The sequence below is a fragment of the Streptococcus sp. 3167 genome, assembly GCF_013277175.1.
GTDB lineage: Bacteria > Bacillota > Bacilli > Lactobacillales > Streptococcaceae > Streptococcus > Streptococcus pseudopneumoniae.
Window position 1 is genome coordinate 1 of sequence record NZ_VMML01000013.1, and the last position, 15,453, is coordinate 15,453.

The window sequence follows — 15,453 nt, forward strand, 5'->3', positions numbered from 1 at the left end:
AAAGCACTGCTTTGAGGTTGCAGATAAGACTGACGAAGTCAGGAACCATACCTACGGCAAGGCGACGTTGACGTGGTTTGAAGAGATTTTCGAAGAGTATTAATACTAGGAAAAGGACAGTTAAAACCTTCTGTGTTATACTAGAGATATGTTAGATTTGAAAGAATACGGTATTGTCATGTGGCCGGAGGAGAAGATTATTTCTTTCCGTGAGAAACTTCTCGCTTGGTATGATGAAAACAAAAGAGATTTACCCTGGCGTAGAAGTAAAAATCCTTATCATATCTGGGTTTCTGAAATTATGCTCCAGCAGACCAGGGTGGATACAGTTATCCCTTACTACGAAAGATTCCTGGACTGGTTTCCAACTGTCGAAAGTTTGGCGAATGCGCCTGAAGAGCGTTTGTTGAAGGCTTGGGAGGGACTGGGATATTATTCTCGAGTACGCAATATGCAGGCTGCAGCCCAGCAGATTATGACTGATTTTGGTGGCCAATTTCCAAATACCTATGAAGGAATTTCCAGTTTGAAAGGGATTGGCCCTTACACAGCAGGAGCTATTTCCAGTATCGCTTTTAACTTGCCTGAGCCAGCTGTAGATGGTAATGTCATGCGGGTCTTGGCGCGTCTGTTTGAAGTCAATCACGATATTGGAATTCCAAGTAATCGCAAAATTTTTCAGGCAATGATGGAAATCTTGATTGATCCAGATCGTCCTGGTGACTTTAACCAAGCCTTAATGGACTTGGGCTCAGATATTGAGGCTCCTGTAAATCCCAGACCAGAAGAAAGTCCAGTTAAGGACTTTAGTGCAGCATATCAGAATGGAACCATGGACCGTTATCCAATCAAGGCTCCCAAGAAAAAGCCAGTTCCCATTTATCTTAAAGCATTAGTTGTGAAAAATTCTCAGGGACAATTTTTACTTGAAAAAAATGAAAGTGAAAAGCTCTTGGCAGGATTTTGGCATTTCCCACTGGTAGAAGTAGATGACTTTTCGCAAGAGGAGCAGTTTGACCTCTTCCATCAGGTTGCAGAAGAAAGTGTGAATTTTGGTCCCAGTCCAGAAGAGAGTTTCCAGCAGGACTATGACCTAGAAGTTGATTGGCTTGATGTTTATTTTGAGACTGTCAAGCATGTCTTTAGCCATCGCAAGTGGCATGTTCAAATTGTAACAGGTCAGGTGAGTGACTTCCATGATTTTTCAGATAGGGAAGTTCGCTGGCTTTCACCAGAAGAGTTCAAGGATGTTCCACTTGCCAAACCCCAACAAAAAATCTGGCAGGCTTATGCACAAGCCAACTTAGACAGTAGCAAAGACTAGCTATCGTGTCTTCTTGTTATTTTTTTGGTATAATAGTAGAGAAAAAGGTGAACATATGAAAAAAATACTAATTGTAGATGATGAGAAACCAATCTCGGATATTATCAAGTTTAATATGACCAAGGAAGGTTACGAAGTTGTAACTGCTTTTAACGGTCGTGAAGCGCTAGAGCAATTTGAAGCAGAGCAGCCAGATATTATTATTCTGGATTTGATGCTTCCCGAAATCGATGGTTTAGAAGTTGCTAAGACCATTCGCAAGACCAGTAGTGTGCCTATTATCATGCTGTCAGCTAAGGATAGTGAATTTGATAAGGTTATCGGTTTAGAGCTTGGAGCAGATGACTATGTGACAAAACCCTTCTCCAATCGTGAGTTGCAGGCGCGTGTTAAAGCTTTGCTGCGTCGTTCTCAACCTATGCCAGTAGATGGGCAGGAAGCAGAAAGTAAACCTCAGCCTATCCAAATTGGGGATTTAGAAATTGTTCCAGACGCCTACGTGGCTAAAAAATATGGCGAAGAACTAGACTTAACCCATCGTGAGTTTGAGCTTTTGTATCATTTGGCATCGCATACAGGTCAAGTCATTACGCGTGAACACTTGCTTGAGACTGTCTGGGGTTATGACTATTTTGGTGATGTCCGTACAGTTGATGTGACTGTTCGACGTCTGCGTGAGAAGATTGAAGATACGCCCAGCCGACCAGAGTATATCTTGACGCGCCGTGGTGTAGGGTATTACATGAGAAATAATGCTTGATTTACTGAAACAAACCATTTTTACCAGAGATTTTATCTTTATCCTGATTTTGTTAGGTTTCATCCTTGTTGTGACTCTCCTATTACTAGAGAATAGACGTGATAATATTCGATTGAAGCAAATCAATCAAAAGGTCAAAGACTTGATTGCAGGAGATTATTCCAAGGTTCTTGATATGCAAGGTGGGTCTGAAATCACCAATATTACCAATAATTTGAATGACTTGTCGGAGGTTATTCGTCTCACTCAGGAAAATCTAGAACAAGAGAGTAAGAGGCTAAATAGTATTCTGTTTTATATGACAGATGGGGTCCTTGCGACCAATCGTCGGGGGCAGATTATCATGATTAACGATACAGCCAAGAAGCAACTGGGGTTGGTTAAAGAAGATGTCCTGAATAGAAGCATTTTAGAATTGCTCAAGATAGAAGAAGACTATGAATTGCGTGATTTGATTACCCAAAGTCCAGAATTGTTGCTAGATTCCCAAGACATCAATGGTGAATATCTAAGCCTTCGAGTTCGCTTTGCCTTGATTCGTCGAGAGTCTGGCTTTATTTCAGGTTTGGTGGCTGTTTTGCATGATACGACGGAGCAGGAGAAGGAAGAACGCGAACGAAGACTCTTTGTGTCCAATGTTAGCCATGAGTTACGGACTCCTTTAACCAGCGTGAAATCTTATCTTGAAGCCTTGGATGAGGGAGCTTTGTGTGAAACTGTAGCACCAGACTTTATCAAGGTTTCTCTTGACGAAACCAATCGTATGATGCGCATGGTAACGGATCTCCTTCATCTCTCTCGGATTGACAATGCGACCAGTCATCTGGATGTGGAACTGATTAACTTTACTGCCTTTATTACCTTTATCCTAAACCGTTTTGACAAGATGAAAGGACAGGAAAAGGAGAAAAAATATGAGTTGGTGAGAGATTATCCCATCAATTCTATCTGGATGGAAATTGATACAGATAAGATGACGCAGGTTGTCGACAATATTTTAAATAATGCCATTAAGTATTCGCCAGATGGGGGTAAAATCACTGTCAGAATGAAGACAACTGAAGACCAGATGATTTTATCCATTTCTGACCAGGGTTTGGGGATTCCTAAGCAGGATTTACCACGTATCTTTGACCGTTTCTATCGTGTGGATCGTGCTAGAAGTCGTGCACAAGGTGGTACAGGTCTAGGACTGTCTATCGCTAAAGAAATTATCAAACAACATAAGGGCTTTATTTGGGCCAAGAGTGAATACGGCAAGGGTTCAACCTTTACCATTGTGCTCCCTTATGATAAGGATGCAGTGAAAGAAGAAGTATGGGAGGACGAAGTAGAAGACTAGAATGAGTGAAATAGGCTTTAAATACAGTATTTTAGCGTCGGGTTCCAGTGGAAATTCCTTTTATCTGGAAACCTCAAAAAAGAAGCTTTTAGTAGATGCAGGCTTATCTGGTAAGAAAATTACCAGTCTGCTAGCTGAAATTAACCGTAAGCCAGAAGACCTGGATGCCATCTTGATTACCCATGAGCATTCAGACCATATCCATGGAGTAGGCGTTTTGGCTCGCAAGTATGGTATGGATCTTTATGCCAATGAAAAGACCTGGCAGGCTATGGAAAATAGCAAGTATCTCGGTAAGGTAGACTCGTCGCAAAAGCATATTTTTGAAATGGGTAAAACCAAAACCTTTGGAGATATCGACATCGAGAGTTTTGGTGTAAGCCATGATGCAGTCGCACCGCAGTTTTATCGCTTTATGAAGGATGACAAGAGTTTTGTCATGCTGACTGATACAGGTTATGTTAGCGATCGTATGGCGGGAATTGTCGAAAATGCGGACGGCTATCTTATTGAGTCCAATCATGATGTAGAGATTTTGCGAGCAGGTTCTTACGCTTGGCGACTCAAACAACGAATCCTATCGGATCTGGGTCACCTTTCTAACGAGGACGGTGCTGAAGCTATGATTCGGACGCTAGGAAATCGTACTAAGAAGATTTACCTTGGGCATTTATCTAAGGAAAACAATATCAAGGAACTGGCTCATATGACCATGGTCAATCAGCTGGCTCAAGCTGATCTGGGAGTCGGAGTAGACTTTAAGGTTTATGATACCTCACCAGATACCGCAACACCATTGACAGAGATATAGAAAGAACGCTGAGAAGGTGTTCTTTTTATATTGACTGGACACCTAAAAAGTAATACAATGGTGTTACCATTAAAAAAGGGAGCACAAAATATGACTACTATTACATTAAAAGTTTCTGAAGCTGATAAAACATTTATGAAAGCAATGGCTAAGTTTGAAGGAGTTTCCCTTTCGGAACTTATTCGCACCAAAACTCTTGAAGCCCTAGAAGATGAATACGATGCTCGTGTGGCAGATTTAGCCTATCAAGAGTATTTAGAAGACTTGGAAAAAGGAGTTGAACCCATTACTTGGGAAGAAATGATGCATGATTTAGGCTTGAAGGATGAATAATTTGTATAAATTAGTTCCAACAAGACGTTTTATCAAGCAATTGAAAAAATTGGACCGTTATACGCAGAAGCTAATTACAAACTATTTACAAACCAATGTTTTGGAAGATCCAAGACGACACGGAAAGGCTTTGGTTGGTAATCGCGTTGGTCAATGGCGCTATAGAATTGGTAATTATCGAGTTATCGTACAAATTGTAGATGATGAATTAGTTGTTGCTACTCTAGAAGTTGGTCATCGGAGAGATATTTATTGAATTACTTTTTTCAAGTAAATTTTCATTCTTTAAAATATGATATAATAGGGCTTACAATATAAGAGAGGTTGCTGATGACAATAGATATTAGTGAAGAAAGTTTGGCTAAAGAATCGGCTGACTTATTAAAAATTCTTTTAAAAGATCGAACGACAAAGAAATCAATTGTTTGGGCTACGCATTCTTATGAATTGTTAGGAAAGGGATTTGCTCCAAGTGATCGCATCAATCCAAGTAAGGTTACTGGAAACTTTGCCAACTTGATTCAGCCCAGATCTGAAAAATCCAAATATGAACAAAAAGATCGGACAAAAATAAGGGCAGAAGTGTTTACACCAACGTGGTTGGTCGCAAAGCAAAATGGATATGTAGAATCGAAATTAGGCTCGTTAAGTCTTGAGGAGTATGTGGACTTACGATGGTTAGAGGTAACTTGTGGTGAAGCACCTTATATGGTAACGAGATATGATACCGTAACTGGTGAGGAAATTCCATTATCTGAGCGAGTTGGTTTTGTTGATAGAAAACTGCAACGGATTAGTCGTGAGGTTTCAGATGAAGTCACATTTTATAAACTTGTAAAAGATGCTTATCATGCTTCGTATGGTTATGAGTATCAAGGAGATTCTCTCCTTTTGGCGCGTGAGAATCTTTTGGCAACTTTTGAGGACTATTATCTAGCTAAGACTGGAAATCAACCAACATTAGAGCAAAAGAAAGAAATTGCGACTATTATCTCTTACAATGTCTTTCAGATGGATGGATTGAAAAAAAGTAGTCCTTATTCAGCTAAACAAAAGCAATCTCAACAATTGAGTTTGTTTGCGGATGAGCTAGAAGTCCAAGAAGTAGAAGAATCTAAAACCCATATCAAAGACTGGAAAAAGAATAGAATGATAGGTTTTGAGCGCCTATCTAGCGAGGAAAGTGAAATGAAATTTGATGTCGTGATAGGAAATCCTCCGTATCAGGAAACAGGAGAAGCCAGAGATGAGCCGATATATCACTATTTTATTGATGAAGCTTATAAAATCGCAGATAAATCTATACTAATCACCCCAGCAAGGTTTTTATTTAAAGCTGGTCAAACTCCTAAAAATTGGATGGAAAAGATGCTAGAAGATAAGCATTTAAAAGTTCAATTCTATGAGCTTAAAAGCGATAAAGTATTCACAGGAACAGATATTAAGGGTGGAGTAGCAATAACTTATCGTGATGCTGATAAAGATTTGGGACCAATCGGAGTATTTACTATTTTTGAATCTTTGAATAGTATTGTAAAAAAAATCGAAAAACATCCAGACTTTGAAACTTTTTCTGATTTAGTTTATCCTCAAGGTATTTATAGATTTTCAGATGAACTTTTTTCTGATTATCCAAATGCTGAAAAGTTGCAAGGAAAAGGGACAAAAAATAAAATTGTTTCAAAATCACTGACTCAGTTAGATTTTGTTTTCAAAAACAAAGAAGAAAAAGACCATGTTGCTCTACTTGGAAGAATTGGCTCCGAACGTGTTTATCGATATATTAATAAAAAATATTTAGATTTACCGGAAACATTCGAAAATTATAATGTTTTTGTACCAGAAGCTAATGGAAGTGGTGCCTTAGGTGAAGTCTTATCAACACCCCTAATCGGGGAACCCCTAATCGGGCATACAGATACTTTTTTATCTATTGGTAATTTTAAAACAAAATTTGAAGCCGATGCTTGTATTAAATTTATTAAAACTAAATTCGCTAGAGTATTATTAGGTGTTTTGAAAGTTACTCAGCATAACTCACGCAAAACTTGGTATTACGTTCCACTCCAAGACTTTACAAATGATTCAGACATTGATTGGACACAATCAGTGGCTGATATTGACCGTCAGCTCTATCAAAAATATGGTCTTTCTCCAGAGGAAATTGCCTTTATTGAGACACATGTAAGGGAGATGGATTAGAGAAGTATTTTTATTTGACAAATAGCGGTCAATGATCTATAATAGACACATAGGATTAGGTCAGGAAGCATACGATGCCCTGACCCTTTTTGTACTTATGAGATGAGAAAGTCATTTGTTAGATAAATTGACTTGGTTAGCAAACGTTCAAAAAAGGAAAACTTATGCCAGTAGAAATTAAAACCACTAAAGAGATTCATCCTAAAATCTATGCCTACACCACACCGACAGTAACCAGTAATGAAGGCTGGATTAAGATTGGGTATACAGAACGTGATGTCACACAACGTATCAAGGAGCAAACGCATACTGCTCATATAGATACAGACATATTGTGGACTGGAGATGCGACCTATACAGAAGAGCCTAATAAGGGGAAAACTTTCAAGGATCATGATTTCCACCATTTCTTGTCTTTCCATGATGTAGAACGTCGTCCTAAGACGGAATGGTTCTATTTTAATGGAACTCCTGAAAAATCTAAAAATCTATTCGATAAATTTGTTCAGCATGATTTGTCTGGTTATCAACCTGGAAAAGGACAGGACTATACTCTGCGACAAGAGCAAGAAGAATCAGTTGCTAAGACATTAGCTTATTTCCAAGAACATGCTGGAGGCAAGTTTCTCTGGAATGCCAAGCCACGCTTTGGTAAAACCTTGTCTACCTATGACCTAGCTCGACGGATGGAAGCTGTCAATGTCCTAATTGTAACAAACCGCCCTGCCATTGCTAACTCATGGTATGATGATTTTGAAACATTCATAGCAGGTCAGACGACTTACAAGTTTGTTTCTGAATCAGATAGCCTTAAGAGTCGTCCAACTTTGTCACGTAAAGAATTTGTTGGTATTTTAGATGACGATGTAAGACAACTTGCTTTTATCAGTCTCCAAGACTTGAAAGGTTCTGTTTATTTAGGTGGAGAGCACGATAAACTCAAATGGGTGACTGATCTGCATTGGGATTTGTTGGTTATTGACGAGGCTCATGAAGGAGTTGATATCTTCAAGACTGACCAAGCCTTTAATAAGATCCGTCGAAACTTTACCTTACACCTTTCTGGAACTCCATTTAAAGCATTGGCAAAGGGAGAGTTTACCGAGGAGCAAATCTATAACTGGTCTTATGCTGATGAGCAGGCAGCCAAAACTATTTGGTCGCCTGAGCAAGAAGAGGAAAATCCATATGAAACCTTACCTCAGTTAAATCTCTTTACCTATCAAATGTCTCAGATGATTGGTGAAGAGCTAGAGAAAGGCGCTCAACTTGATGGTGAAAATATTGACTATGCTTTTGACTTGAGTGAATTTTTCGCTACAGATGATAAAGGTAAATTTATCCATGAGCAAGATGTCAAAAATTGGTTAGATACTCTGTCAAGCAATGAAAAGTATCCATTTTCAACCAAAGAACTTCGGAACGAACTCAAGCATACTTTTTGGCTGTTGGAGCGTGTAGCCTCAGCTAAGGCTTTAAAAGCACTATTAGAAGAACACCCCATCTATGAAAACTATGAGATCGTTCTAGCTGCTGGTGACGGACGTATGTCCGAAGAAGACGATAAAGTCAAACTCAAATCCTTGGACTTGGTTAGAAAAGCGATAGCAGGTAATGACAAAACGATTACCCTATCCGTCGGTCAATTGACGACAGGTGTCACTATCCCTGAGTGGACAGGTGTATTGATGTTATCGAATTTGAAATCACCTGCACTTTATATGCAGGCCGCCTTCCGTGCTCAAAATCCTTACTCATGGATCGATAACAAAGGAAATCACTTTCGCAAAGAAAGAGCCTATGTATTTGACTTTGCGCCGGAAAGAACCTTGATTCTCTTTGATGAGTTTGCCAACAACTTATCGCTTGCGACTGCAGGAGGCGGCGGGACTTCGACAACTCGTGAAGAAAATATTAGAGAATTATTAAACTTCTTTCCAGTTATTGCCGAAGACCGTGCTGGTAAGATGGTTGAAATTGATGCCAAGGCGGTTCTAACCATTCCTCGCCAGATAAAAGCTAGAGAAGTTCTTAAACGTGGCTTTATGTCCAATCTATTATTTGATAATATCAGCGGTATTTTCCAAGCTAGTCAAACAGTTCTAGACATTTTAAATGAGCTGCCAGTTGAAAAGGAAGGGAAGGTACAAGATAGTTCTGATTTATTAGACTTTTCAGATGTTACAGTAGATGATGAGGGAAATGCAGTAGTAGACCATGAAATTGTAGTTAATCAGCAAATGCGACTTTTTGGTGAAAAAGTTTATGCGCTGGGTGAGTCAGTTACAGAAGTGATGGCCCAGAATGAGGAAAAATCTCATAGGAAGTTGGCTTCTGAGTTGAGTCAAACAGTTTCTCCAGTGATTGTAGAAGATTTAAAAGCTGAATACAACCTTAAAACTCGGGAAACAGACCAAATCAAGAAACAAATTACAGCAACACTTGAGAATGAAATTCGAAAAAATGATATCGAAAGAAAAATTTCTGAAGCTCATATCAGGGAAGAATTGCAGCAACAAATTAAAGAAGCAGATGATAAGGAGCAAAAGGATAAGATTCAAGAAGATTTGGATAAACGTTTAGAAGAAAATAAGCTCATTCACAAAGAAAAACTAGAGCAAACACTCAAAAAAGAAGTGGAAAAAATGCCTGAGAAGTTTATCGAACAGGTTGAGAGAAAACGTGTTGAACAGTTGAAACAATCAGCTCAAGATGAGATTCGTGACCATCTTCGTGGATTTGCACGAACCATCCCAAGTTTTATTATGGCTTATGGCAATCAATCTCTAACACTTGATAATTTTGATACCTTTGTTCCTGAACATGTTTTTTATGAAGTAACAGGGATTACGATTGATCAGTTTAGATATTTGCGAGATGGTGGGCAGGATTTTGCAGGGCATCTCTTTGATAAAGCAACATTTGACGAAGCTATTCAAGAATTTCTTCGCAAGAAAGAGGAGTTGGCGGATTATTTTAAAGATCAAAAAGAAGACATTTTTGACTATATTCCACCGCAGAAGACCAACCAAATTTTCACTCCTAAACGAGTGGTGAAAAGGATGGTGGATGATTTGGAAAAGGAAAATCCAGGGATTTTTGATGATCCATCTAAGACTTTTATTGATTTATATATGAAGTCAGGTCTCTATATTGCAGAATTGGTTAAACGCCTCTATAATAGTGATGGTTTGAAACAATTATTTCCAGATTCTGAAAAACGTTTGAAGCATATTTTAGAGAATCAGGTTTATGGATTTGCTCCGTCTGAGATTATCTATAACATTTCCACTAATTTTATATTTGGCAATCTTTCTAAAGATATCAGTAGGAAGAATTTTGTTTTAGCAGATACCATTCCAGCGGCTAAAGAAGGGCGCATTCAAAAGTTGGTTGATTCCTATTTTGAAAATAATTAAAAAGAAGGCTGAGTCAAAATTCTTTGAAATCAGAAAAAACGCATAAGATAAGGTATTGACAATCCTTGGTATTATGCGTTTTATTGTGGGAAGATGTATAATGGATTGAAATAAGATATGAACAAATCGAGTAGGAAAGGAAAATTGATTTATAGAAATGTTTTAGTAGTAGATGCGTACCGTTATAGATTCAATGCACTATAAAATCTGAAGAAAGCAATTTTTAACCAGATCTTAGAAGCAGTTGTGTACTACTCTAACTTCAATAGACTATATCATACAGCTAAAAAAAACAACTCCCTGATGATTCAAGGAGTTGTCTATAGTTAAATTAATTTTTAGAAGCTTCTTAGAATTCTGGATTTTTCCATGCTTCGTCAATAATAGCTTGCAATTCTTTAGCAGATGCTTGCATTTTTTGAGTTTCTGCATCGTTCAATGGAATGTTTACTGGACGAACGATACCGTGTGCTCCAACGATAGCTGGTTGACCGATAAAGACGTTCTCAATTCCGTATTGACCTTCTTGGAATACGGAAAGTGGAAGTACTGCGTTTTCATCGTCAAGGATTGCTTTAGTGATACGAGCGAGGGCTACAGCGATACCGTAGTATGTAGCACCTTTCTTGTTAATGATTGAGTATGCAGCGTCGCGAACAGAAATGAAGAGTTCTACAAGGTCAGCTTCATTCAAGTCACGGTTAGCTTGCAACCATTGTTCCAATTTTACACCGGCAACGTTAGCATGTGACCAAACGGCAAACTCAGAGTCACCGTGTTCACCCATGATATAGGCGTGAACTGAACGAGCGTCAACACCGATTTTTTCAGCAAGGGCTTGACGGAAACGAGCTGAGTCAAGTGAAGTACCTGAACCGATAACGCGTTCTTTAGGGAAACCAGAGAATTTCCAAGTTGAGTAAGTCAAAACGTCAACTGGGTTAGCAGCAACAAGGAAGATACCTTTGAAACCTGATTCAACAACTTGAGTTACGATTGATTTGTTGATAGCAAGGTTTTTACCTACAAGGTCAAGACGAGTTTCACCTGGTTTTTGAGGCGCACCTGCAGTGATCACAACAAGGTCAGCGTCTGCACAGTCAGAGTATTGAGCTGCATAGATTTTTTTAGGTGAAGTGAAGGCAAGGGCGTGACTAAGGTCAAGCGCATCACCAACAGCTTTTTCATGCAATTGTGGAATTTCGATAATTCCAAGCTCTTGTGCAATTCCTTGGTTAACAAGTGCAAAAGCGTAAGATGAACCTACAGCACCATCACCGACAAGGATAACTTTTTTGTGTTGTTTAGTTGAAGTCATTGTTCTAAACATCTCCTTAATTTTATTAGGGGATTTTCCCTAGACAACTTCATTCTATCACTTTTAAAAAACTTTGTCACGAATATGCCGTATAGTTCTCTATGTAAACGTTTTAGTGGTTTAGAGGCTGAAATAGATGGAAATTTATGGTATAATGTTGTTACTTACTAATTGTGAAATGAGGCATTTATTAATGCAGGATAAAAATTTAGTGAATGTCAATCTGACAAAGGAGATGAAGGCTAGCTTTATCGACTACGCCATGAGTGTTATCGTAGCGCGAGCTCTTCCTGATGTTCGAGATGGCTTAAAACCTGTTCACCGTCGCATTCTCTACGGAATGAATGAATTGGGTGTTACTCCAGACAAACCCCATAAAAAATCTGCTCGTATTACAGGGGATGTCATGGGTAAATACCACCCACACGGGGATTCCTCTATCTATGAAGCCATGGTCCGTATGGCTCAATGGTGGAGCTACCGTTACATGCTTGTAGATGGTCATGGGAATTTTGGTTCCATGGATGGAGATAGTGCTGCCGCTCAACGTTATACCGAGGCACGTATGAGCAAGATTGCTCTGGAAATGCTTCGTGATATCAACAAAAATACAGTTGATTTCGTTGATAACTATGATGCCAACGAACGGGAACCCTTGGTCTTGCCAGCGCGTTTTCCAAACCTTTTGGTTAATGGAGCAACTGGTATTGCGGTTGGGATGGCAACCAATATTCCACCTCATAATCTAGGTGAAACCATTGATGCAGTGAAGTTGGTCATGGATAATCCTGAAGTGACTACCAAGGAATTGATGGAAGTCTTGCCTGGACCAGATTTTCCAACAGGTGCCCTTGTCATGGGGAAATCAGGTATCCATAAGGCTTATGAAACGGGTAAAGGTTCGATTGTCCTACGTTCTCGTACCGAAATCGAAGAAACTAAGACTGGCCGTGAGCGCATTGTTGTAACAGAATTTCCTTATATGGTCAACAAAACCAAGGTGCATGAGCATATTGTTCGCTTGGTTCAGGAAAAACGCATTGAGGGGATTACAGCAGTACGTGATGAGTCAAACCGTGAGGGTGTTCGATTTGTTATTGAAGTCAAGCGTGATGCGTCAGCCAATGTTATCCTCAATAATCTTTTCAAGATGACCCAGATGCAAACCAACTTTGGTTTCAATATGCTGGCTATCCAAAATGGTATACCGAAAATTTTGTCTCTTCGTCAGATTTTGGATGCTTATATCGAGCACCAAAAAGAAGTAGTTGTTCGTCGTACACGTTTTGATAAGGAAAAAGCGGAAGCGCGCGCTCATATCTTAGAAGGTCTCTTGATTGCGCTAGACCATATCGACGAAGTGATTCGTATCATTCGTGCTAGTGAAACGGATGCGGAAGCACAAGCTGAGTTGATGAGTAAGTTTAAGCTTTCTGAACGTCAAAGTCAGGCCATCCTAGACATGCGTCTTCGTCGTTTGACAGGTTTGGAACGCGATAAGATTCAATCTGAGTATGATGACCTCTTGGCTCTGATTGCGGACTTAGCGGATATTCTTGCTAAGCCTGAACGTGTTTCTCAAATCATCAAAGACGAATTGGATGAAGTTAAACGTAAATTTTCCGATAAACGCCGTACAGAGTTGATGGTTGGACAGGTCTTGAGTCTCGAGGATGAGGACTTGATTGAAGAATCGGATGTCTTAATTACCCTTTCTAACAAAGGATACATTAAACGTCTGGACCAAGCTGAATTTACTGCTCAAAAACGTGGGGGTCGTGGTGTCCAAGGAACAGGAGTGAAAGATGATGACTTTGTTCGTGAGTTAGTGTCAACTAGCACCCATGATCACCTGCTCTTCTTCACAAATAAAGGACGTGTCTATCGTCTGAAAGGTTATGAAATTCCTGAGTATGGTCGGACTGCCAAAGGGCTACCAGTAGTCAATCTCTTGAAATTGGATGAAGACGAAAATATTCAGACGGTTATCAATGTTGAGTCTGATCGCAGTGATGATGCTTATCTCTTCTTTACAACCCGTCACGGTATTGTGAAGAGAACCAGTGTTAAGGAGTTTGCCAATATTCGTCAAAATGGTCTCAAAGCGCTGAATTTAAAGGATGAAGATGAGTTAATCAATGTCTTGTTGGCGGAAGGAGATATGGATATTATCATTGGTACCAAGTTTGGTTATGCAGTTCGCTTTAATCAATCAGCCGTTCGTGGTATGAGTCGTATCGCCACTGGTGTGAAAGGTGTTAACCTTCGTGAAGGAGACACAGTTGTTGGTGCCAGCTTGATTACTGATCAAGATGAGGTTCTTATTATCACAGAAAAAGGATATGGTAAGCGTACAGTCGCTACTGAATACCCAACAAAAGGTCGTGGTGGTAAGGGAATGCAGACAGCTAAAATTACCGAAAAAAATGGCTTGCTGGCCGGTCTTATGACTGTTCAAGGGGATGAGGATTTGATGATTATCACTGATACAGGTGTCATGATTCGAACCAATCTTGCCAATATTTCACAAACAGGACGTGCAACTATGGGAGTTAAAGTAATGCGCCTGGATCAAGATGCTCAGATAGTGACTTTCACAACGGTTGCGGTGGCAGAAAAAGAAGAAGTTGGGACAGAAAACGAAACAGAAACAGAAGGTGAAGCATAATGTCTCAAAAAAATAATAAAAAGAAAAACAAGCGAAAAAATTTGCTGACAAATATCCTAGCAGGATTTCTGATATTACTGTCACTGGCTTTGATTTTTAATGCGCAAATTCGAAATATTTTCATAGTCTGGAATACCAATAAGTATCAAGTTAGCCAGGTATCAAAAGAAAAATTAGAAGAAAATCAAGATACAGAAGGCAATTTTGACTTTGATTCTGTCAAAGCTATCTCTTCGGAAGCTGTTCTAACTTCTCAATGGGATGCTCAAAAATTACCAGTTATTGGGGGAATTGCAATTCCTGAATTGGAAATGAATTTGCCGATTTTTAAAGGACTTGATAATGTTAATCTCTTCTACGGAGCTGGTACAATGAAACGCGAGCAAGTAATGGGGGAAGGAAATTATAGTCTAGCTAGTCACCATATCTTTGGTGTTGATAATGCTAATAAAATGTTATTTTCTCCTTTAGATAATGCTAAAAATGGCATGAAGATTTATCTAACCGATAAAAATAAAGTTTATACTTATGAAATACGTGAAGTCAAACGTGTGACACCGGATCGTGTTGATGAGGTTGATGATAGAGAAGGGGTCAATGAAATCACATTAGTAACCTGTGAAGACCTTGCTGCTACAGAACGTATTATTGTCAAAGGTGATTTGAAAGAAACAAAAGATTATTCACAAACATCTGATGAAATCCTAACAGCTTTCAATCAACCATATAAACAATTTTATTAATACAAATCAGTGAAATCCAGAATTTCACTGATTTTTTTAAGATTTTCATAAAAATATAGTAAAATGAAATAAGAATAGGACGAATCGATCAGGACAGTCAAATCGATTTCTAACAATGTTTTAGAAGTATATGTGTACTATTCTAGTTTCAATCTACTATACTTGCCAAAAGGTTTCGGCTCCATCTTTACCTTCCATGTCAAAGGTGGGGAGGCAGAAGCCCGCAAGGTCATTGATCATTTAGAAATCTTTTCTGATCTTGCAAACGTGGCAGATGCTAAATCGCTTGTTGTCCATCCAGCAACAACCACTCATGGTCAATTGTCAGAAAAAGACCTAGAAGCAGCAGGTGTCACACCAAACCAAATCCACTTGTCTATCGGTCTTGAAAATGTAGAAGATTTGATTGGAGACTTGCGCTTGGCCTTGGAAAAAATTTAAAGTAACAGAAGATAAACAGTGGGTTTTGACTCACTGTTTTTGATTTTCCTTCAGGCATGATATAATGGTTACAGAAGTCTAGAAAGAGGAAT

General features: G+C 39.1%; 11 protein-coding genes and 1 pseudogene. 11 read left to right on the plus strand and 1 reads right to left on the minus strand.

The genetic code is table 11. From position 1 onward, the window contains the following. Positions 1–148 precede the first annotated feature (148 nt). The 8 genes from mutY to HT678_RS02060 all read left to right on the plus strand — a co-directional run bounded on the left by mutY (position 149) and on the right by HT678_RS02060 (position 10,191). The gene (mutY, locus tag HT678_RS02025; RefSeq protein WP_054384041.1) at positions 149–1,324 is read left to right on the plus strand and encodes an A/G-specific adenine glycosylase; all 1,176 of its coding nucleotides are present in this window, start codon (positions 149–151) and stop codon (positions 1,322–1,324) included. 55 nt (positions 1,325–1,379) lie between these two features. Then, the gene (gene yycF, locus HT678_RS02030) at positions 1,380–2,084 is read left to right on the plus strand and encodes a response regulator YycF (RefSeq protein WP_050223087.1); all 705 of its coding nucleotides are present in this window, start codon (positions 1,380–1,382) and stop codon (positions 2,082–2,084) included. Next, positions 2,077–3,426 (plus strand): cell wall metabolism sensor histidine kinase VicK, encoded by a 1,350-nt coding sequence (vicK, locus tag HT678_RS02035; RefSeq protein ID WP_138705574.1) that lies wholly within the window; start codon positions 2,077–2,079, stop codon positions 3,424–3,426. The genes yycF and vicK overlap by 8 nt, the downstream gene beginning before the upstream one ends. Position 3,427: 1 nt before the next feature. Continuing rightward, a complete protein-coding gene (locus HT678_RS02040) occupies positions 3,428–4,237 on the plus strand; it encodes an MBL fold metallo-hydrolase (RefSeq protein ID WP_023933633.1) in 810 nt (269 codons plus the stop codon). A gap of 90 nt (positions 4,238–4,327) precedes the next feature. Further along, positions 4,328–4,570, plus strand: coding sequence for a DUF6290 family protein (locus HT678_RS02045; protein WP_000208080.1), 243 nt, complete (start codon positions 4,328–4,330; stop codon positions 4,568–4,570). A 1-nt stretch (position 4,571) separates the two neighbouring features. Further along, a complete protein-coding gene (locus tag HT678_RS02050) occupies positions 4,572–4,826 on the plus strand; it encodes a type II toxin-antitoxin system RelE/ParE family toxin (RefSeq protein ID WP_001809704.1) in 255 nt (84 codons plus the stop codon). Positions 4,827–4,900: 74 nt separating this feature from the next. Then, positions 4,901–6,772 (plus strand): Eco57I restriction-modification methylase domain-containing protein, encoded by a 1,872-nt coding sequence (locus tag HT678_RS02055; RefSeq protein ID WP_172924552.1) that lies wholly within the window; start codon positions 4,901–4,903, stop codon positions 6,770–6,772. A gap of 164 nt (positions 6,773–6,936) precedes the next feature. Next, positions 6,937–10,191 (plus strand): DEAD/DEAH box helicase family protein, encoded by a 3,255-nt coding sequence (locus tag HT678_RS02060; RefSeq protein WP_172924553.1) that lies wholly within the window; start codon positions 6,937–6,939, stop codon positions 10,189–10,191. A 349-nt stretch (positions 10,192–10,540) separates the two neighbouring features. On the opposite strand, the gene HT678_RS02065 is transcribed toward HT678_RS02060, so the two are convergent. After that, positions 10,541–11,509, minus strand: a complete 969-nt coding sequence (locus tag HT678_RS02065) for an L-lactate dehydrogenase (protein WP_000204723.1) — start codon at positions 11,507–11,509, stop codon at positions 10,541–10,543. Positions 11,510–11,702: 193 nt separating this feature from the next. Here HT678_RS02065 and gyrA point away from each other — a divergent pair, with 193 nt between their 5' ends. The 3 genes and pseudogenes from gyrA to HT678_RS02080 form a co-directional block, all read left to right on the plus strand. Next, complete coding sequence (gene gyrA / locus HT678_RS02070) at positions 11,703–14,177, plus strand: DNA gyrase subunit A (RefSeq protein WP_166731971.1); 2,475 nt, start codon at positions 11,703–11,705, stop codon at positions 14,175–14,177. After that, positions 14,177–14,920: a sortase SrtA gene (gene srtA, locus HT678_RS02075; RefSeq protein WP_050223094.1), complete on the plus strand. Its 744-nt coding sequence runs from the start codon at positions 14,177–14,179 to the stop codon at positions 14,918–14,920. Before gyrA ends, srtA begins: the two co-directional genes overlap by 1 nt. A 159-nt stretch (positions 14,921–15,079) precedes the next feature. Next, positions 15,080–15,361: pseudogene (locus HT678_RS02080) on the plus strand (PLP-dependent transferase); the annotation flags it as partial. Between the last annotated feature and the right edge of the window lie 92 nt (positions 15,362–15,453).

What these genes read in the sequence shown, in the direction of transcription:
- HT678_RS02060 (WP_172924553.1), top strand. Translation starts at nt 6,937, where the DNA reads ATGCCAGTAGAAATTAAAACCACTAAAGAGATTCATCCTAAAATCTAT.
- gyrA (WP_166731971.1), top strand. Translation starts at nt 11,703, where the DNA reads ATGCAGGATAAAAATTTAGTGAATGTCAATCTGACAAAGGAGATGAAG.
- HT678_RS02065 (WP_000204723.1), bottom strand. Translation starts at nt 11,509, where the DNA reads ATGACTTCAACTAAACAACACAAAAAAGTTATCCTTGTCGGTGATGGT.
- yycF (WP_050223087.1), top strand. Translation starts at nt 1,380, where the DNA reads ATGAAAAAAATACTAATTGTAGATGATGAGAAACCAATCTCGGATATT.
- mutY (WP_054384041.1), top strand. Translation starts at nt 149, where the DNA reads ATGTTAGATTTGAAAGAATACGGTATTGTCATGTGGCCGGAGGAGAAG.
- HT678_RS02045 (WP_000208080.1), top strand. Translation starts at nt 4,328, where the DNA reads ATGACTACTATTACATTAAAAGTTTCTGAAGCTGATAAAACATTTATG.
- vicK (WP_138705574.1), top strand. Translation starts at nt 2,077, where the DNA reads ATGCTTGATTTACTGAAACAAACCATTTTTACCAGAGATTTTATCTTT.
- HT678_RS02055 (WP_172924552.1), top strand. Translation starts at nt 4,901, where the DNA reads ATGACAATAGATATTAGTGAAGAAAGTTTGGCTAAAGAATCGGCTGAC.
- srtA (WP_050223094.1), top strand. Translation starts at nt 14,177, where the DNA reads ATGTCTCAAAAAAATAATAAAAAGAAAAACAAGCGAAAAAATTTGCTG.
- HT678_RS02040 (WP_023933633.1), top strand. Translation starts at nt 3,428, where the DNA reads ATGAGTGAAATAGGCTTTAAATACAGTATTTTAGCGTCGGGTTCCAGT.